The 17557-nt window shown below is 75.4% G+C and carries 16 protein-coding genes; 10 read left to right on the top strand and 6 right to left on the bottom strand.

Annotated features, from left to right (window positions below):
• Window positions 1–20: 20 nt before the first annotated feature.
• From Cus16_RS01955 to Cus16_RS01970, 4 genes are all read right to left on the bottom strand, one after another.
• Window positions 21–491, bottom strand: a complete 471-nt coding sequence (locus tag Cus16_RS01955; protein WP_069710918.1) for an NUDIX domain-containing protein — start codon at window positions 489–491, stop codon at window positions 21–23.
• Window positions 492–528: 37 nt separating this feature from the next.
• Window positions 529–1569: an SGNH/GDSL hydrolase family protein gene (locus Cus16_RS01960; protein ID WP_069710919.1), complete on the bottom strand. Its 1041-nt coding sequence runs from the start codon at window positions 1567–1569 to the stop codon at window positions 529–531.
• Window positions 1570–1687: 118 nt separating this feature from the next.
• A complete protein-coding gene (locus tag Cus16_RS01965; protein ID WP_069710920.1) occupies window positions 1688–2044 on the bottom strand; it encodes a PRC-barrel domain-containing protein in 357 nt (118 codons plus the stop codon).
• Between the two features lie 75 nt (window positions 2045–2119).
• Window positions 2120–3094, bottom strand: coding sequence for a glycosyltransferase family 9 protein (locus Cus16_RS01970; protein ID WP_069710921.1), 975 nt, complete (start codon window positions 3092–3094; stop codon window positions 2120–2122).
• Window positions 3095–3155: 61 nt separating this feature from the next.
• Here Cus16_RS01970 and Cus16_RS01975 point away from each other — a divergent pair, with 61 nt between their 5' ends.
• From Cus16_RS01975 to Cus16_RS02005, 7 genes are all read left to right on the top strand, one after another.
• A complete protein-coding gene (locus Cus16_RS01975) occupies window positions 3156–3707 on the top strand; it encodes a D-glycero-alpha-D-manno-heptose-1,7-bisphosphate 7-phosphatase (RefSeq protein WP_069710922.1) in 552 nt (183 codons plus the stop codon).
• 41 nt (window positions 3708–3748) lie between these two features.
• On the top strand, window positions 3749–4807 hold the full coding sequence (locus Cus16_RS01980; RefSeq protein ID WP_069711389.1) for a glycosyltransferase family 9 protein: 1059 nt from the start codon (window positions 3749–3751) through the stop codon (window positions 4805–4807).
• Between the two features lie 134 nt (window positions 4808–4941).
• Complete coding sequence (locus Cus16_RS01985) at window positions 4942–5943, top strand: glycosyltransferase (protein ID WP_069710923.1); 1002 nt, start codon at window positions 4942–4944, stop codon at window positions 5941–5943.
• Window positions 5940–7334: a glycosyltransferase gene (locus Cus16_RS01990; RefSeq protein WP_083263622.1), complete on the top strand. Its 1395-nt coding sequence runs from the start codon at window positions 5940–5942 to the stop codon at window positions 7332–7334. Before Cus16_RS01985 ends, Cus16_RS01990 begins: the two co-directional genes overlap by 4 nt.
• The gene (locus tag Cus16_RS01995; protein WP_069710924.1) at window positions 7331–7957 is read left to right on the top strand and encodes an SIS domain-containing protein; all 627 of its coding nucleotides are present in this window, start codon (window positions 7331–7333) and stop codon (window positions 7955–7957) included. The genes Cus16_RS01990 and Cus16_RS01995 overlap by 4 nt, the downstream gene beginning before the upstream one ends.
• Entirely contained in the window at window positions 7954–9411 is a 1458-nt protein-coding gene (locus Cus16_RS02000; protein WP_223246489.1) for a PfkB family carbohydrate kinase, read from the top strand. The genes Cus16_RS01995 and Cus16_RS02000 overlap by 4 nt, the downstream gene beginning before the upstream one ends.
• Before the next feature lie 137 nt (window positions 9412–9548).
• A complete protein-coding gene (locus Cus16_RS02005) occupies window positions 9549–10253 on the top strand; it encodes an SDR family oxidoreductase (protein ID WP_069710925.1) in 705 nt (234 codons plus the stop codon).
• A gap of 266 nt (window positions 10254–10519) precedes the next feature.
• Here the strand turns inward: Cus16_RS02005 and Cus16_RS02010 are convergent, their stop codons facing one another.
• Window positions 10520–11641: a glycosyltransferase family 9 protein gene (locus Cus16_RS02010; protein WP_069711391.1), complete on the bottom strand. Its 1122-nt coding sequence runs from the start codon at window positions 11639–11641 to the stop codon at window positions 10520–10522.
• A gap of 158 nt (window positions 11642–11799) precedes the next feature.
• Between Cus16_RS02010 and Cus16_RS02015 the strand changes: the two genes are divergently transcribed.
• From Cus16_RS02015 to Cus16_RS02025, 3 genes are read left to right on the top strand one after another with little or no spacing between them, the layout of a single operon-like run.
• On the top strand, window positions 11800–13224 hold the full coding sequence (locus Cus16_RS02015; protein WP_069711392.1) for an aldehyde dehydrogenase family protein: 1425 nt from the start codon (window positions 11800–11802) through the stop codon (window positions 13222–13224).
• The gene (gene rfaE2, locus Cus16_RS02020; RefSeq protein ID WP_083263623.1) at window positions 13221–14777 is read left to right on the top strand and encodes a D-glycero-beta-D-manno-heptose 1-phosphate adenylyltransferase; all 1557 of its coding nucleotides are present in this window, start codon (window positions 13221–13223) and stop codon (window positions 14775–14777) included. Before Cus16_RS02015 ends, rfaE2 begins: the two co-directional genes overlap by 4 nt.
• Window positions 14774–15664: a glycosyltransferase gene (locus tag Cus16_RS02025; protein ID WP_069710926.1), complete on the top strand. Its 891-nt coding sequence runs from the start codon at window positions 14774–14776 to the stop codon at window positions 15662–15664. Before rfaE2 ends, Cus16_RS02025 begins: the two co-directional genes overlap by 4 nt.
• A 94-nt stretch (window positions 15665–15758) precedes the next feature.
• On the opposite strand, the gene phoA is transcribed toward Cus16_RS02025, so the two are convergent.
• Window positions 15759–17450: an alkaline phosphatase gene (gene phoA, locus Cus16_RS02030; protein ID WP_069710927.1), complete on the bottom strand. Its 1692-nt coding sequence runs from the start codon at window positions 17448–17450 to the stop codon at window positions 15759–15761.
• Window positions 17451–17557 lie beyond the last annotated feature (107 nt).

The following is a 17557-nucleotide window of genomic DNA, read 5'->3' on the forward strand; positions in this document are numbered from 1 at the left end:
GACGGGGGCCGGTCCCCAGGTCACGGATCGGTGACGGCGGACACCAGTCGGTCGAGTGCGACCACCTGCCCCGCCACGAGCATCTCGCGCGCCTCGTCGACCGGGACCCACCGCGCCTCGTCGACCTCCGGCACCTCGACGAAGCGGCCGGACCCGCGCGGCAGCTCGAGCCGCACGGTGTTGCTCCGGACCACGTCGACGACGAACCCCTGGGCCGGCAGGGCGAACACCCGCACCCGCTTGCCCGACGCCTGGCGGACCTCGCCGAGGTCGACGACCTCCCCGTCGGGAGCCGCGACCCCGATCTCCTCGGCGAACTCGCGGCGGGCCGCGGCGAGGGCGTCCTCGCCCTCCTCGAGCAGTCCCTTCGGGATCGACCACGCCCGCGGGCGGCGCCGCCAGAACGGCCCGCCCATGTGCGCGAGGAACACCTGCAGGTCGCCGTCGTGCGGCGACCCGCGGTGCAGCAGGAGCCCGGCGCTGGTGACCACGGGTCGAGCGTACCGAGCGCCGGCGGGCCGGTGCCGGTCAGCCCGCGGTGGTCCGCAGCACGGCCGCGAGCCGTCCGGTGAGCCATGCGACGCCCCGGTCGTTGGGGTGGAGCGCCCCGGGCTCGAGGTCGATGCGGCTGAGGTCACCGGTGCCGGCGAGCGAGACACCGGCGACGTACGGGCGGGTGGTCGCGCACGCCGAGTGGGCCTGCGACCGGGCGAACACGTCGAGGAAGGTCACCCCGGCCGCCCGTGCCGCCGCCGCGGACACCTCGTCGAGCTCCTCCTGCACCCCGTGCAGGTAGCGCACGTCGGTGTCGGTGAACGGGTAGGTGTCGCGCGGGAACGAACCCGCGAGTGACCCGAGGTCGAGCGCGGACCGGAAGCACCCGCGGTCAGGCGTGTGGTCGGCGTCGGGGAAGATCGCCGGGTACCCGACAAGCACGACCTCGGCGTTCGGCGCCGCCCGGCGGACGGCCGCGAGCGTGTCGGCGATGCCGAGCGCGACGCGGGAACGGATGCGGACCTCGAGGTCGTCGACGCCGTCGTGCACCAGCGTGCTCCGGCAGGACGGGGCGTCGCGGCCGGAGAACACCGGTCCCCGCGCGGAGAGCGCCAGGCACGACGCGGCGGTCCCGAAGAGGTCGGCGTCGTTCCCCCCGATCGTCAGGGTGACGAGCCGGGTGCGCCCCGAGAGCGCACGGACCTGCGGCGGCACCCCGCGGAACTGGTGGCCGGAGACCACGTCGCGGCTGGTGGCCCCGGCGCAGCTGACGTCGGTCAGCGCGAGGCCGAAGCGCGCGGCGATCCGGTGCGGGAAGTCCCGCGCGGACTGCCCGCACGCGTTCGTCGGCAGCCGCGTCGGGTCCGGCAGGCCGTAGCCGGCCGAGTACGAGTCGCCGAGCGCGACGTACTCGCTTCCCGGCGGGATCGCGGCGAGGGTCTCCGCGGGCTCGTCGGTCACCGGGTAGGGCTCCGGGACGGGCCACATGGGGGCCGCAGCGGCCCGCTCACCCGGTCCGGCACCGGGCGACCACGGCAGGACCGCCGCCACCGCCACGACGGCGAGCACGGCCACGGCGGCGACGAGCCGCTTCGGGCGGGCGGTGCGCTTCAGGGGGTGCTCCAGGTGGACGAGGGACGGCGACGGACGACGGACGGACGGGCAAGACTACCCGTCCGCACCCGCCGTCACGTCAGCGGCGACCGAGGCGCCGCTCTCCCCCGCTGCCGGTCTGGTACTGCAGCCCGTAGTGCTCGTACAGCACCGGCTCGGTCGACGCCTCGAGCTCGCCGTCGGTCGGGATGGTGGGCGAGTCCTTCACGAGCTTCTTCGAGAACGCGGCGCGCAGGTGCTTCGGCGCGACCGTCGCCCCGACGAGCGGCACGAACAGCAGCTTCTGGAACCCGGGCAGTCCGGTGGTCACGGCGCCGAACGCCGGGTCGGAGGTCGCGGTGTCGTAGTAGATGCTCTCGAGCGTGCCGATCTTGTCCTCGGTGTCGTCGACGACGGGCAGGCCGATCCAGTCACGGATGTTGGCGGCTTCGAACACGGGTGCTCCTTCCGAGCGGTGGTCCTTCGAGCTGGTGTGCTCCTCGGCGACGCTACCGGTGCGCCCCCGAGCGCTTCACACCGGTTGTGCCCGGACGGGCAGCGAGTCGACGGCGGCGAGCACGTCGTCGACCCCGACCGCCAGGAGCGCTGGGTCCGGGTCCTCGGCGAAGACGTCGCCGCGGCGGACCGAGGCGTCCGTGAGGACGACGTGCGGGCCGGAGGCCGGAGGCCCCCACGCCTCGGGCGGGGCGGGTCCGAACACGACGACCGACGGGATGCCGTAGGCCGACGCGAGGTGCGCAGCTCCGGTGTCGACCGTGACCACGAGCGACGCCCCGGCGACCACGCCGGCGAAGGCCTGCAGCTCGAGCGCCCCCGCGAGGACCGCCGAGGGGTCGAGCCCGGCCGCCTGCGCGACGGTGGTGGCGCGCTCGACGTCGTCCGCGCCTCCCGTCAGGACGACGTCGAGACCGCGCTCCCGGAGCCCGCGCACCACGTCGGCGAAGCGGTCCGTCGGCCAGTGCCGTGCCCCGTGGAAGGCGCCGATGTGCACCACCGCGGCACCCGGCGCGACCGAGGGTGCCTGCGGGCGGGCGATGGCGACCTCGTCGGGGTCGGCGGGGATGCCGTGCCAGGTGACCAGGTCGGCCCAGCGCTCGCGCTCGTGCACGTCGTCCGGCCACTCCGGTCCTTCGTAGCCGTGCGTCGGGTCGGCGTGGCCGATCACCCGTCGCGCGCCGAGCGCGGCGATCAGGTCCGACGACTCCGGCCCGGCACCGTGCAGGTTCACGGCGACGTCGACCGCGCCGGTCGGCGCGGCGATCGCGTGGTCGAGGCCGTGCTGGGCGAGGTGCACGTCCACCGGCAGCAGCTCGACGACCGGGGCGAGCCACGCGGTCGTCGCGAGCGTGATGCGGTGGCCGGGGAAGGCCCGGCGGAGCGCGTGCAGCGCGGGGACGGCGACGAGCGCGTCGCCGAGCTTGATGGCGCGGAGGACCAGGAGGTCCGGGCGGCCGTCGGACGGTGGCAGGGCGGGGACAGCGGTCACGGTACGACGGTATCCGGACTGCGCTGTGGCGGTTCACGGCTCCGGACCGGTACCAAGGAGCATGGCTCTCGCGAAGGACCGCCTCGTCCGCGGTCTGCTCTTCGACCGTGACGACACGATCGTCATCGACGTCCCGTACAACGCCGACCCGCACCGCGTGGTGCCCGTGCCGGGTGCTCACCGGGCGGTCGAGCGGGCTCGAGCCGCGGGGCTGCTCGTCGGCGTCGTGACCAACCAGTCGGCGATCGCCAAGGGCCTGGCGACCCGGGAGCAGGTCGACGCGACCAACGCCCGCGTCGACGAGCTGGTCGGGCCGTTCGACGTGTGGTGCGTCTGCCCGCACGACGCCGGTGACGGCTGCTCGTGCCGGAAGCCCCGTCCCGGCATGGTGCTCGACGCGGCCGAGCGGCTCGGCGTCGACCCGTCGGAGCTCGTCGTGGTCGGCGACATCGGCGCCGACGTCGGCGCGGCGGCGGCGGCCGGAGCGCAGGGCATCCTCGTGCCGACGGCCCGCACGCGCACCGAGGAGGTCGACGCGGCCACGACCGTCGCCGCCGACCTGGCCGAGGCCGTGGACCTCGTGCTCGCCCGCGTCCCCGCCGGACGCGCGTGAGCGCGGCGACGGCGGACGCCGACGCCCGGACGGGCGTGACGATGCCCCGTCCCCGCGTCCTGGTCGTCCGCCTCGACTCGTTCGGCGACGTCCTCGTCGCCGGCCCGGCCGTCCGGGCGGTGGCCGCCGGTGCCGCGCACGTCACGATGCTCTGCGGTCCGCAGGGTGCTCCGGCGGCACACCTGCTGCCCGGCGTCGACCGTGTGCGCGTCTGGGCCGCCCCGTGGGTCACCGAGACGGCGCGGCCGATCGACGACGCGCTCCTCGGCGAGTTCCGTGCCCTGGTCACCGAGGAGCAGCCCGACGAGGCCGTCGTCCTCACCTCGTTCCACCAGTCGCCCCTGCCGGTCGCGCTGCTGCTCCGCCTGGCCGGCGTCGCCCGCGTCTCCGGCGCGTCGGTCGACCACCCGGGGTCGCTCCTCGACGTGCGGCTGCGCCCGGGCGAGGACCTGCCGGAGGAGCTCCCGGAGCCGGAGCGCGCCCTGCAGATCGCGCAGGCGGCGGGCTTCGCGCTGCCCGCGTCGGACGACGGGAGGCTCGCGGTCCGTCGCGACGCCGTCGCACCACCCGAGGTGGCCGCCCTGGACCGCTACGTGGTCGTCCACCCCGGCGCGAGCGTGCCGGCGCGGTCGTGGCCCGAGGACCACCACCGCGCGCTGGTGGCGGCCTACGCCGAGCGGGGCGTGCCCGTGGTCGTCACCGGCAGTCCGGGTGAACGCGCGCTCACGGCGTCGGTGGCCGGCGACACGGCGCTCGACCTCGGCGGCCGCACCTCGCCGGCCGAGCTGGCCGCCGTGCTCGCCGGCGCCGAGGTGGTCGTCGTCGGCAACACCGGCCCCGCGCACCTCGCCGCCGCGGTCGGTGCGCGGATCGTGAGCCTGTTCTCGCCCGTCGTGCCCGCGGTGAAGTGGGCGCCGTACGCCCCGGACGTCGAACTGCTCGGCGACCAGGCCGCCCCGTGCCGGCTCAGCCGGGCCCGCGACTGCCCGGTCCCGGGACACCCCTGCCTGTCCGGAGTGCGCGTCGAGGACGTCCTCGCCGCCCACGAACGCCTGCTCGGCCGTAGCGTGACAGGGGTCCCGACCGCGTTCCGCGGATGAAGCAGAGAAGTCTGCGAAGGGGCGCAGCACTGCTTCCGTAGCGTGCGCCACTGCTCCTCCTGCTCCTGTCGGTCGGCACCCGCGCTGCGCGCGCGAGGCCGCTCGTGGGAACCCGATCGACCGAAAGGCCCTGCATGCGGATCCTCGTGTGGCACGTGCACGGCGGCTGGATGGACGCCTTCGTCCGCGGCCCCCACGAGTACCTCGTCCCGACCACCCCGGCCCGCGACGGCTGGGGCCTCGGGCGGGGCGGCCGAGACTGGCCCGACTCCGTGATCGAGATCGACCCGGCCGACGTCGCCGACGCCGAGGTCGACGTGGTCGTGCTGCAGCGCACCGAGGAACTCGAGGAGGCGCGTCGGCTCCTGGGCGGCCGCTCGGTCCCGACGGTGTTCGTCGAGCACAACGCACCGCGGGTCGACGTCCCGAGCAGCCTGCACCCGATGCGCGACCGTGACGACCTCGTCATCGCGCACGTCACGCACTGGAACGCGCTCATGTGGGACTGCGGCACGACCCGCACCACCGTGATCGAGCACGGCGTCGTCGACCCGGGTCCGCTGTACACCGGCGAGCTCGAGCGCTTCGGCGTCGTCATCAACGAGCCGGTCCGCCGCGGTCGCGTCGTCGGCACCGACCTGCTCCCCCGCTTCGCCGAGGTCGCCCCCGTGGACCTCTGGGGCATGGGGACCGAACGGCTGCCGGAGCTCGGCTTCGGCGACCGCGTGGTCGCCCTCGGCGACGTGCCCGCCGACCCCATGCACGCGGCGCTCGCGCAGCGCCGTGCCTACGTCCACCCGAACCGGTGGACCTCCCTCGGCCTGTCGCTCATCGAGTCGATGCACATGGCGATGCCGGTGCTGGTGCTCGCGACGACCGACGCGGCGCGCACCGTCCCCGCCGAGGCCGGCGCGATCGCGACCGACGTCGAGGAGCTGGTCCGCGCCTCCAGGACGCTGCTGGAGGACCCCGAGGAGGCCCGCCGCCGCGGTGCCGTCGCCCGTGAGGCCGCCCTGGCGCGGCACGCGCTCGGCCGGTACCTGGGCGACTGGGACGACCTCCTCGACGACGCCGTCGCGCGTGGTGCGCGACGGGAGCACGCGGCGTCCGCCGCGCTGGAAGGGAGCCTCCGATGAAGATCGCGATGGTGTCCGAGCACGCGAGCCCGCTCGCCGTGCTCGGCGGCGTCGACGCCGGTGGACAGAACGTGCACGTCGCGGAGCTCTCCGGAGCCCTCGCCGACCGCGGCCACCAGGTGACCGTCTACACGCGGCGCGACGACGCCGACCAGCCCGTCCGCGTGCTGCTGCGACCCGGCGTCGAGGTCGTGCACGTCGACGCGGGACCCGCTCGGCACGTGCCGAAGGACGACCTGTTCCCGTACATGGACACCTTCGCGTCGGTGCTCGCCGCCGAGTGGTTCGTCGACCGCCCCGACGTCGTGCACGGGCACTTCTGGATGTCCGGCCACGCGGCGCTCGAGGCCGTCAAGCAGGTGCAGGCCCGCACGGGTGGCATCCGGATCCCGGTCGTGCAGACCTTCCACGCCCTCGGCGTCGTGAAGCGCCGCCACCAGGGCACCGCCGACACGAGCCCCGCCGAGCGCGAGTGGATCGAACCCGCCGTCGGACGGAGCGTCGACCAGGTCGTCGCCACCTGCTCCGACGAGGCCTTCGAGCTCAAGGCCCTCGGCGTCCCGCTGCACGCCATCTCCGTGGTGCCGTGCGGCGTCGACACCGAGCTGTTCCGACCGGACGGCCCCGTCGAGGAACGCGGCCGATCGTTCCGCGTGCTGACCGCGTCGCGCCTGGTCCGCCGCAAGGGCGTCGGCACCACGATCGCCGCGCTCGCGAAGCTCCTGGACGAGGGCCGCGAGGCCGAGCTCGTGGTGGTCGGCGGCGCCGGCACCGCCGGGTCCGACCTGGCCGACGACCCCGAGTACCAGCGCCTCGACGCCCTGGCTCGCTCGCTCGGGGTGCGCGAGCACGTCACGTTCCGCGGCCAGCTCGGCCAGCACGACATGCCGGCCGTCTACCGCAGCGCCGACGTCGTCGTCTGCGCTCCCTGGTACGAACCGTTCGGCATCGTGCCGCTCGAGGCGATGGCGTGCGGCCGACCGGTCGTCGCCTCCAGCGTCGGCGGCCTCATCGACACGGTCGTCGAGGACGCGACGGGGCTGCACGTCCCGCCCCGCGACGAGGACGCCGTCGCCGCGGCCGTCGGCGGCCTGCTCGACGACGCCGAGCGCCGCGAGGCGTACGGCCGGGCCGGCCGGGAACGCGCCGAGACCCGGTACACCTGGCACAAGGTCGCTGCCGACAGCGAGCGCGTGTACGAGCGGCTCGTCGCCGGCGGCGTGGCCGCCGGGAGCGGCGCCCCCGCACCGACCAGCGCCGCGGCCGCCACCGGCTCGGCGCCCGCGGAACCCGCGACCCTGACCCCGGGCTCCCGCCCCGGTCGCGCCGGACGGACCGCCCGCCCGACGCCCGCGGCACGGCCGCACCCGACGGAGAGGACCGCACGATGACCATCGAGCAGCAGACCGGCACCCGCGAGCCGGCGACCGAGAGCGACAGCGTCCGCACGGTCGTCGACCACGTGGCCGCCTCGGTGCCCGTGATCGCGTCCCTCGTGGACCACAAGGACCACATCGCCGCGTGGGCGGACGACATCGCCGCACGCCTGGTGGCCGGCCGTCGCCTGCTCGCCGCGGGCAACGGCGGGTCCGCTGCGGAGGCCCAGCACCTGACCTCCGAGCTGACCGGCCGGTTCGACGGGGACCGCCCCGCCTACTCGGCGATCTCCCTGCACGCGGAGAGCTCCGCGGTCACGGCGATCGGCAACGACTACGGGTACGACGAGGTCTTCGCCCGCCAGGTCACCGCGCACGCCCGCGCCGGGGACGTCGTCGTCCTGCTCAGCACGAGCGGCAAGAGCCCGAACCTGCTCCGCGCCGCCGAGGCGGCCCGCGCAGTCGGCGCCCGCTCGATCGCGATGACGGGCCCCGGCCCCAACCCGCTGGCCGAGGCGGTCGACGACGCGATCTGCATCGAGGGTCCGTCGGCGAACGTGCAGGAGGCCCAGCTGGTCCTCGTGCACGCGCTCTGCCGGGCCATGGAGCCGGCACTCCGCCGCGGCGGCCGCCGGTGAGCGGCGCACAGCGCACCGGCGGCACGACGGCGGGCACCGGCGGCGGTCTGCGCCGCCGGATCGTCGTCGTCGGCGACACCCTGCTCGACGTCGACGTGTCCGGCACGAGCGAACGCCTCAGCCCGGACGCCCCGGTCCCCGTCGTCGACGTCCGCACCGACGACCGTCGTGCCGGCGGCGCCGGCCTCGTCGCCACGATGCTCGTCCGAGACGGCCACGACGTGACGCTCGTCACCGTGCTGAGCGACGACGACCGCGCCGACGAGATCCGCGCCCTGCTGCCCGACGTGCGGGTCGTCGCCGGTCCCTCCGGTGCGCCGACGCCGGTCAAGACCCGCGTGCGGGTCGTCGACCACGCCCTGGTCCGCATCGACGAGGGCTGCGCGACGCCCCCGGTCCCGGAGACCACCGCCGAGATGACCGCGGCACTCGAGGGTGCCGACGCGATCGTTGTGGCCGACTACGGCCGCGGGGTCGCCGCGTCCGCGGGACTCCGCGACGCGCTCACCGCCGCCGCCCGCACCACGCCCGTCGTCTGGGACCCGCACCCCAAGGGCGCCGCCCCCGTGGTCGGCACCGCGGTCGTCACCCCGAACACGTCCGAGGCGCGTCGCTACACGGACGTCGCCGGCGAGGGCGTGCCCTTCGCCACCGACGCCGCCGCGGCGCTCGTCGACACCTGGGGCGTCGACGCCGTCGCCGTCACCATGGGTGACCGCGGCGCGCTCGTCGCGTCCCGCCGTCCCGCCGCGGACGGCGGTGCCGGCTCCGGTGCGCTCGACAGCCGCTTCGTGCCCGCCCCGTCCGTCACCGCCGGCGACCCCTGCGGAGCGGGCGACCGACTGGCGGCCGGCGTCGCGATCGCCCTCGCCGAGGGCGCGGACGTCACCGAGGCCGTCGAGGCGGGCGTGCTCGCCGCGTCCGAGTACCTCGCGGCCGGCGGCGTCACCGCGCTCTTCGCCGACGACGGACCCGCACCCGTGGCGGTGCCCGGCGTCGACCGCGACGCCCTGCGCGTCGTGCACGAGGTGCGCAGCGCCGGCGGCACCGTCGTCGCGACCGGCGGGTGCTTCGACCTGCTGCACGCCGGGCACGCGCGGACGCTCTCCGCGGCCCGGGCGCTCGGCGACTGCCTGGTCGTCTGCCTCAACTCCGACGACTCGGTCCGAGCCCTCAAGGGTCCGGAGCGGCCGATCATGAGCCAGGACGACCGCGTCGAGCTCCTGCTCGCACTCGACTGCGTCGACGCCGTCGTCGTCTTCGACGAGCACACCCCGGACGAGGCGCTGCGCCGCTTCCGCCCGGACGTCTGGGCGAAGGGCGGCGACTACGCCGCCAGCGAGCTGCCCGAGGCGGCGACGCTCGCCGAGTGGGGCGGCCGGGTGGTCACCGTCCCGTTCCACCCCGGACGGTCGACCACCCGCCTGGCCGCGGCCCTCGCCGCGGTCGGCTGACGACCCACCCCGACCACGCGTCGGACGGGAGGCGCGAGGCAGCCCCGCCACGCGCCTCCCGTCCGACGCCCGTCACCACGAACGTCCCGTCGGCACCGCCGACGGACCGGCACCACGCCACTCCCGGAAGGAAGTCCATGCCCGTCCCCACCACCCCCATCGGCCGCGTCCTCGTCACCGGCGGCGCCTCGGGTCTCGGCGCGGCGGTCGTCGCCGCCGTCGCCGAGGCCGGCGGCACCCCGATCGTCCTCGACCTGCGCGTCGACGCCGTGCCGGAGGGCACCGACGCCGTCGCCGTGGACGTCACGGACACCGAGGCGACCGAGCGCGCCGTCCGCGAGGCGGCGGAGCGCCACGGCGGCCTCGACGCGGTCGTCACCGCGGCCGGCATCGACACCCCGGCCCCGATCGGCGCCATCTCGTCCGGCGACTGGGAGCGGATCGTGGGCGTGAACCTGCTCGGCACCGCCGCCGTCGTGCGGGCCGCGCTGCCCGCCCTCGAGGCGACGCACGGCCGGGTCGTCACGATCTCGTCGTCGCTCGCCCTGCGCGGCGTCGGCGACGGTACGGCGTACTCGGCGTCGAAGTTCGGCGTCCGCGGCTTCTCGCAGGCACTCGCGGCGGAGACCGCCGGCCGCATCGGCGTGACGAACATCATCCCCGCCGGCATGCGCACCGCGTTCTTCGAGGGACGCACCGAGCAGTACAAGCCGGGCCCGGACGCGCAGCTCATCGAGCCGGAGTACGTGGCGAACTCGATCCTGTTCGCGCTGTCGCAGCCGGCCGGCTGCGAGATCCGCGAGATGTCGATCATGCCGGCGACGGAGCCGAGCTGGCCGTAGGCGTTCGCCGGTCGTTCGACGGCCCGCTCGGCTCCGCCGAGCGGGCCATCTCTGTCACGTCCACCACCCGGCACCGACGCCTTCTGCCCGCCGGACGGAGCCGCTCCGGCGTGTCCTGCCCGCTCACGGCGATCTGAGGCCGCCGGGCCGTCCCGACCGAGCGGCGTCCGCCCGTCGGGACCGTCGGCGCCGTCCTGCGTCCGCCCATCGGAACCGTCCGCAGTCCGGCGTCCGCGCTGTCGGCGCCGTCCGCGCGCGGACCGACCTCAGCCCGCCGGCGCGACGACCCGGTCGCGCGGACGCACCGTGGCGAGCAGGTCCGCCACGTCCGCGAGCACCGCCTCGGGCTGGACCTCGTCGACGTACGAGGGGTCGTGCTCGCAGCGCTCCGCGGTCCACCCGACCTGCGTGACGTCGACGCCGCACACCGGGCAGCGGGTGACGAAGGACATGTGCACGCGGTGGCGCCCGCGATCGACCGGTCCGGCGTTGACGACGTTGCCGAACCAGAACACCCCGACGGTCGGCGTCCCCACCGCGACCGCGAGGTGCCGCGGCCCGGAGTCGTCGCCGACCACGACGTCCGCCGCGGCGAGCACCGTCGGCAGGTCCGCCAGGGGCAGCGCGTCGGTGAGGTCGTGCAGGCGCTCGTGCAGCGCCGTCGGCACCGCCCCGAGGATCGCCTGCGACGCGGGGACGTCGGTCGCGTCGCCGACGAGCACGACGTCGTCGCCGGCGTCGAGCCGTGCCGACACGACCGCGGCGAAGCGCTCGGGACTCCAACGGCGACGCGGGTCGGTCGCGCCCGGGTGCACCGCGAGCAGTCGCCCGGTCACGCCGAGCCGGTCGCGGACGGCCCGGCGCTCCTCGTCGGTGACGTGCAGCCGCGGGTCGAGCGTGACCGGGGCGGCACCGGCGAGCGAGGCGACCTCGAGCCCGCGGACGACCTCGTGCTGGTAGTAGACGTAGCGGACCCACCGCTCGAGGACCTCGGCGTCCTCGGTGGCCGTGCCCACGGTGTGCCGGGCGCCGAGCCGCAGCAGGAACGGGTTCGAGTTCCGACCGCCGCCGTGCAGCTGCACCGCGAGGTCGAAACGGCCGCGCAGCCGCTGCTCGAAGTCCTCGAGCGTCGGGGCTCCCTCGCCGCCGTCACGCACCCCGGGCACGACCGGCAGCTCCTCGAACGAGTGCACGGCGTCCGTGCGCCCGCGCAGCACCGCCGGGGCCGTCGGACCGCCGAGCAGCGTGATGCGCGCGTCGGGGTACGCGGCGTGCAGCGCCTCGAGCGCGGGGACCGCGAACATCAGGTCCCCCAGCCCGCCGCCGCGGAGCACCGCGATCTCCCGGACGTCGTCGAAGCGTTCTCCACCGTTGCCGATCAGTTGCACCACACCCGTCTACCGGAGCGCTGCCGAGAGGAGCCGGAGCAGTGCCACCGTGGGCGCGGCGGTGTGCGCTCCCCGGACGAGCGATCGGGAAACCGGGGCCGCGCTCAGGCTCGTCCGAGGAACGTGGAGGAACTGCCCGTACATCCGTGAAGGACACCATGACGCTCGCCTCCCCGTCCCCCACCGCGACCGACGCCGACCACCTGGTGGTCACCGACCCCGTCGACGGCTCGATCGCCACGACGACGCCGCGCTCGACGCCGGAGGACGTGGAGAACGCCGTCGCGCGCGCCCGTGCGGCCGCCCCCGCGTGGGCACGCACGGCACCGGCGGAGCGTGGCGCCCTGCTGCACGCCGCCGCCGCCCACCTCCGTGCGCACGCCCAGGAGCTCGCCGACCTCAACACCCGCGAGACCGGGAAGGTGCCGGGCGACGCGCTGGGCGGCGTGGAGGCCGGGATCGGGACGCTCGTGCAGTACGCCGAGCTCGGCCCGGTCCACCGCGGCGAGGCCCTCCGCGGGCAGTTCGGTGCCGCCGACTGGTCGGTGCCGCACCCCCGCGGTGTCGTCCTGGCGCTGACGCCCTGGAACGACCCGGTGGCCGTGGCGCTCGGCATCCTCGGCGCAGCGATCGTCACGGGCAACACCGTCGTGCACAAGGGCAGCGAGCGCTGCCCCGGCACGATCGCTCGGCTGAACGCGCTGCTCGCCGAGGTCCTGCCCGACGGCGTCCTCGTGGGCGTCGACGGTGACGCGAGCACGGGCGAGGCGCTGCTGCAGCAGGACGGCATCGACGTCTACGCACACGTCGGCTCGACCGCGACCGGCGACCGCCTGACCGAGGTCGCCGCCACCACGCGCGCCCACGTCATCCGTGAGAACGGCGGCAACGACGCGGTCGTCGTCGACGCCGACGTCGACCCGACCTGGGCCGCGGCGCAGGTCGCCTTCGGGGCCTTCGCGAACACCGGGCAGATCTGCACGAGCGTCGAGCGGGTCTACGTGCACCGCGACCTCGCGGAGGAGTTCACCGCCGCGCTCGTCGCCGAGGCGGAGCGTCGGACGGCCTCCCCCGCGGCCGAGTTCGGCCCGCTCGTCGACGACCGCCTCCGCCGGACCGTCCAGTCGCACGTCGACGACGCCGTGCAGCGCGGTGCGACCGTCCGGACCGGCGGTGTCACCCCCGGCGGCACCGGGACGTTCTACCCGGCGACCGTTCTCACCGACTGCGCGGACGAGATGCTCGTGATGACCGAGGAGACCTTCGGCCCGATCGCCCCCGTCCGGATCGTCGAGTCGTTCGACGAGGGGCTCCGCCTGGCCGCGGCCGACCGCTACGGCCTCGCCGCGACCGTCCTGACCGGCGACACCGGCAACGCCCTGCGTGCCGCCGCGGAACTGCCCGTCGGCACCGTCAAGGTGAACGCCGTCTTCGGTGGAGCACCCGGCGGCAGCGCCCAGCCCCGCGGTGCCTCCGGCGCCGGCTTCGGCTACGGCCCCCACCTGCTCGACGAGATGACCACCACCACGGTCGTGCACCTCGAGCCCGCGCCCGCCCGCACCACCTCCGGAGGCACCCGATGACCGCCGACGTCCGCCTGGTCCGTGACCTCGTCGCCACCGTCGACGACCGCGAGCCCCTCGTGGTCGTCATCGGCGACTGCATCCTCGACCGCTGGACCGTCGGCGAGGCCGAGCGCGTCTCGCGCGAGGCCCCCGCTCCCGTCGTCCGCGTCACGGAGACCATCGCCGTCCCCGGCGGCGCCGCGAACACCGCCGTGAACGCCCGCGCCCTCGGTGCCCGCGTCCGCATGGTCGGGCTGATCGGTGACGACGAGTCGGGTCGGGTCCTCCGCGAGCGGCTCGAGACCGCCGGCGTCGACACGAGGTACCTGGTCGAGGTCGCCGGCGCGCGCACCACGACCAAGTCCCGCATCGTCGGCGGCGACCGCGTCGTCGTCCGCGTGGACGAGCTCGCCGCGACACCGGACGCCCACGCCGGCGCCCGGCTCGCCGAGGCCGTTGCCCGTGCCGTCCGCACGGCCGACGCCGCCGTGGTCTGCGACTACGACCTCGGCGTCCAGCCGGAGGACGTCGTCCCGGTGCTCGACCGCGACCGTCCCCGCGCGGTCGTGGTCGACGCGCACGACCTCACCCGGTGGGCGGACCTGCGCCCGGACCTCGTCACGCCGAACTCCGGCGAGACCGCGGGTCTGCTCGGCCGTGACATCGGCGCCGGCTCCGCACGCGTCCCGGTCGTCGTCGACGCCCGCGACGAGGTGCTCGCCCGCAGCGGTGCCCGCGCCGCGGTGGTCACGCTCGACCGTGACGGCACCGTCCTGCTCGAGCGCGGCGCCGACCAGGCCTTCCGCACGCGCGCGACGCCCGCGTCGGAGCAGCAGGCCTCCGGCGCCGGTGACACGTTCTGCGCCGCCGCGACCGTCGCCCTCGCCGTCCAGGCGCCGCTCCGGGACGCGATCGCCGTCGCCCAGGCAGCTGCCGACGTCGTCGTCCGCGAGGCCGGCACCTCGGTCTGCACGGCCGCGGCACTCGTCGAGTCGGTGACCGCACCGGCCGCGACCGTGGTCGACCACGACGACCTCGCCACCGCGGTCGAGGCCGCTCGGGCGGCCGGTCGGCGCGTGGTCTTCACGAACGGCTGCTTCGACGTCGTGCACCGCGGCCACACCACCTACCTCCGGCAGGCGCGTGAGCTCGGGGACCTGCTCGTCGTCGCCCTGAACGACGACGACTCGGTCCGTCGGCTGAAGGGTCCGGAGCGCCCGATCAACACCGCGGAGGACCGTGCCGGCGTGCTGGCCGCCCTCGCGTGCGTCGACCTGGTGACGGTCTTCGCGACGGACACCCCGATCCCGCTCATCGAGCGCCTGCGGCCCGAGGTCTACGTCAAGGGCGGCGACTACTCGCCGGAGATGCTGCAGGAGACCGGGGTCGTCCGTGCGTACGGCGGCGAGGTCGTCATGGTCGACTACGTGCCGGAGCACTCGACCACCGCCGTGGTCCGACGCATCCGCGAGGCGGCAGCGGCCACCGCGGCAGCGGCTGCTGCGGACGCAGCAGCGGACGGCGCCGCGGTCGACACCGCCCCGGCCACCGAACCCGACCCGGCGCCGTGACCGCGGCGCGCTGGTCGGGCGCCTGGGGCCGTCCGGTCGCGGGCGACGCGACGACGGCCGAGGTCGACGTCCTCGTCCCGACGGTCGGCCGCCCGGCGGAGCTCGCGACGACGCTCGCCGGACTCGCCGCGCAGACCGACGTCGCCTTCCGGCTCGTGCTGAGCGACCAGTCCGCGGGTCAGGACGCCGCCACCGTGCCGGCGGTCGCCGCCATGCTGCGCGTCCTGGAGGCACAGGGCCGCTCCGTCGTGCTGCTCGCGCACCCGGAACGGCGCGGCCTGGCCGAGCACCGGCAGCACCTGCTCGACCACGCCACCGCCCCCGCGGTGCTGTACCTCGACGACGACGTCTGGCTCGAACCGGGCACCGTCCGTCGCATGCTCGACGCCCTGCGCGACCTGGGGTGCGGCTTCGTCGGGAGCGCCGTGCAGGGCCTGTCGTACCTGCAGGACCGACGTCCGCACGAGACCGCGGTGTACGAGCCCTGGGACGGCCCCGTCGTGCCCGAGGTGGTCCGCCGCGGGACGCCCGCGTTCGACCGGCTGTCGCTGCACAACGCGGCGAACCCGGCGCACGTCGCGGCCGGGCTCGACGTCGAACCGGGCGGCTGGGTCCCCTACCGCGTGGCGTGGGTCGGAGCGTGCGTGCTCTACGACCGGGAGGCGCTCGAGACCGTCGGCGGCTTCGGCTTCTGGCCGGTGCTCCCGCCCGAGCACTCGGGCGAGGACGTCGTCGCGCAGTGGCGGGTCATGGAGCGCTTCGGCGGTGCCGGGATCCTGCCGTCCGGCGCGGTGCACCTCGAGAGTCCGACGACCGTGACCGACCGACGGGTGGACGCCCCGGACGTCCTGTTCGACGACCACGAGCCGTCCACGCACCGCTCCTGAGCGGTCGTGCCTCAGCGAGACGCAACCCCGGCGGTTCCCCGCAGCGCTGTTCCGCTGCGAGCAACCGCCGGGGTTGCGTGTTGCGAGGGGGACGTCAGCGGACGCGGACCTGCGCGGTGGCCTGACGACCGGTCTGCACGCCGGTGAACGTCACCGTCGTGCTGCCCCGCTCGGCCTTCCACTGCACCGACGCTCGTCCGTCGACCAGGTCGAGCGTGCCGAGGTCGGTGTTCCCGGCCTGCACCCGGACCTGCCGGTCGCCGGCGAACCGGCTCGCGGTGAACGTGACCCGCTCCCCGCGGTGCGGCGACCGGTCGGACACGTCCACCCGGGCACCACGGCTCAGCGCGGCGACGTCCTCCGACAGGCGCAGCCCGTCGCGGATGGTGGAGAACGTGTCGGTCTGGTCGGAGAGTCCGACCACGTTCGCCGCCCCCGGGCCGTAGGCCGCGATGCGGACCTGCGTGCCGGTGTGCTGCTGCGAGGACCCGGCACCCGCCGTGCCGTAGGACACCTTCATCGTGGTGCCGTCGGCGGTGCGGAGCGCGGTCGACAGCGAGGTCGGCGGCGTGTTGTCGACGATCTGGCTCGAGTGGGCGTGGTCGGCGGTGGCGATGACGAGCGTGTTGCCGTCCTGCTTCGCGAACGCCAGGGCGGCCTGCACGGCCTCGTCGAAGTCGATCGTCTCGCCGATCTGGCCGCACGCGTCGGCCGCGTGGTCCTGCTTGTCGATGCTCGCGCCCTCGACCTGCAGGAAGAAGCCCTTGCCGGACTTCCCGCGGCCACGGTCGAGCAGCTGGATCGACTTGTTCGTCAGCGACTGCAGCGAGAGCCCCGTCGACAGGCGCGCCGGGTTCGCCGTGCAGGTCACCGGAGCCTGGTCCGCACCGCCGACGGTGGCCGTGGTCGGCGCGTACCGGGTCGGGAAGTTGCCCGGCGTGAAGAGCCCGAGGAGCGGCTTCGACTGGTCGGCGGCACGCACGCCCGCGAGCCCCGCGGCGTCGGACACGACCTGGTAGCCGCGCTGCTGCGCCTGCGAGACGAGCGTGTCGCCCTGCCACTGGCCGGCCTTCGCGGTCTGCTGGAAGCTCGCCGAGCCGCCGCCGAGGGTCACGTCGGGGCGGGCGTTCAGCAGCTGCTCGCTGATCGAGCCGAGGCCGCCGTTCTGCAGGGCGTCGCTGCCGCAGGAGGCGGTGTCCGGGCCGTAGCAGGAGCGGGCGCCGACGTGCGCGACCTGGACCGCCGGGGTGGCGTCCTGGATCTCGGCGGTGGAGACGTCGCCGGTTCGCAGGCCGTTCGCCTTCGCGAGCTCGAGCAGCGTCTGCTGGGGCTTCCCGTCCACGTCGACGGAGATCGCCCCGTCGTAGGTCTTCGTCCCGGTCGCCCAGGCGCTGCCGGAGGCTGCCGAGTCGGTGACGTAGTCGGGCTTGCCCTTGTCCGCGCCGTCCTTCACGACGGAGTAGGTCGTGTAGGAGCCCGTGAGCGGCAGTGCGTCGAGTCCGGGCAGACGACCGGCGGCGCCGTACTGGTAGTTGCGGGCGATCGTGATCTCGGAGTCGCCCATCCCGTCGCCGATGAGCAGGATGACGTTCTTGGCGCCGGCGCGCTGGATCGCCTGCTGGACGGTGCGGGTCTGGTCGCCCTGGTGCCGCTGCGCGCCGCCGTGCTGGCTGAGCGCGAGCTGACCGACGGCCTCGGCCCCGGCGGGCACGGCGATGGCGGCTGCGACGAGCGCGGCGCCGAGTGCGAGCGCCCTGCGGCGTCGCTTGGTGGGAGTGGCGTGCATCAGGTGTTCCCCTCGTGATGGCACCCGTTCGGGTGGCACCACGAGGATGACCTGAGCAGCGACTCAGCAGGTGAACGGACGCGGACGCGTCGGTGAACCCTCGCCGC

The sequence above is a fragment of the Curtobacterium sp. ER1/6 genome, from assembly GCF_001742745.1.
Taxonomy (GTDB): Bacteria; Actinomycetota; Actinomycetes; order Actinomycetales; family Microbacteriaceae; genus Curtobacterium; species Curtobacterium citri.

Coding starts and splice junctions, on each gene's coding strand:
- Cus16_RS01995 (WP_069710924.1), top strand. CDS start 7,331: ATGACCATCGAGCAGCAGACCGGCACCCGCGAGCCGGCGACCGAGAGC.
- rfaE2 (WP_083263623.1), top strand. CDS start 13,221: ATGACCGCCGACGTCCGCCTGGTCCGTGACCTCGTCGCCACCGTCGAC.
- Cus16_RS01990 (WP_083263622.1), top strand. CDS start 5,940: ATGAAGATCGCGATGGTGTCCGAGCACGCGAGCCCGCTCGCCGTGCTC.
- phoA (WP_069710927.1), bottom strand. CDS start 17,450: ATGCACGCCACTCCCACCAAGCGACGCCGCAGGGCGCTCGCACTCGGC.
- Cus16_RS02015 (WP_069711392.1), top strand. CDS start 11,800: ATGACGCTCGCCTCCCCGTCCCCCACCGCGACCGACGCCGACCACCTG.
- Cus16_RS01980 (WP_069711389.1), top strand. CDS start 3,749: ATGCCCCGTCCCCGCGTCCTGGTCGTCCGCCTCGACTCGTTCGGCGAC.
- Cus16_RS02005 (WP_069710925.1), top strand. CDS start 9,549: ATGCCCGTCCCCACCACCCCCATCGGCCGCGTCCTCGTCACCGGCGGC.
- Cus16_RS01985 (WP_069710923.1), top strand. CDS start 4,942: ATGCGGATCCTCGTGTGGCACGTGCACGGCGGCTGGATGGACGCCTTC.
- Cus16_RS01975 (WP_069710922.1), top strand. CDS start 3,156: ATGGCTCTCGCGAAGGACCGCCTCGTCCGCGGTCTGCTCTTCGACCGT.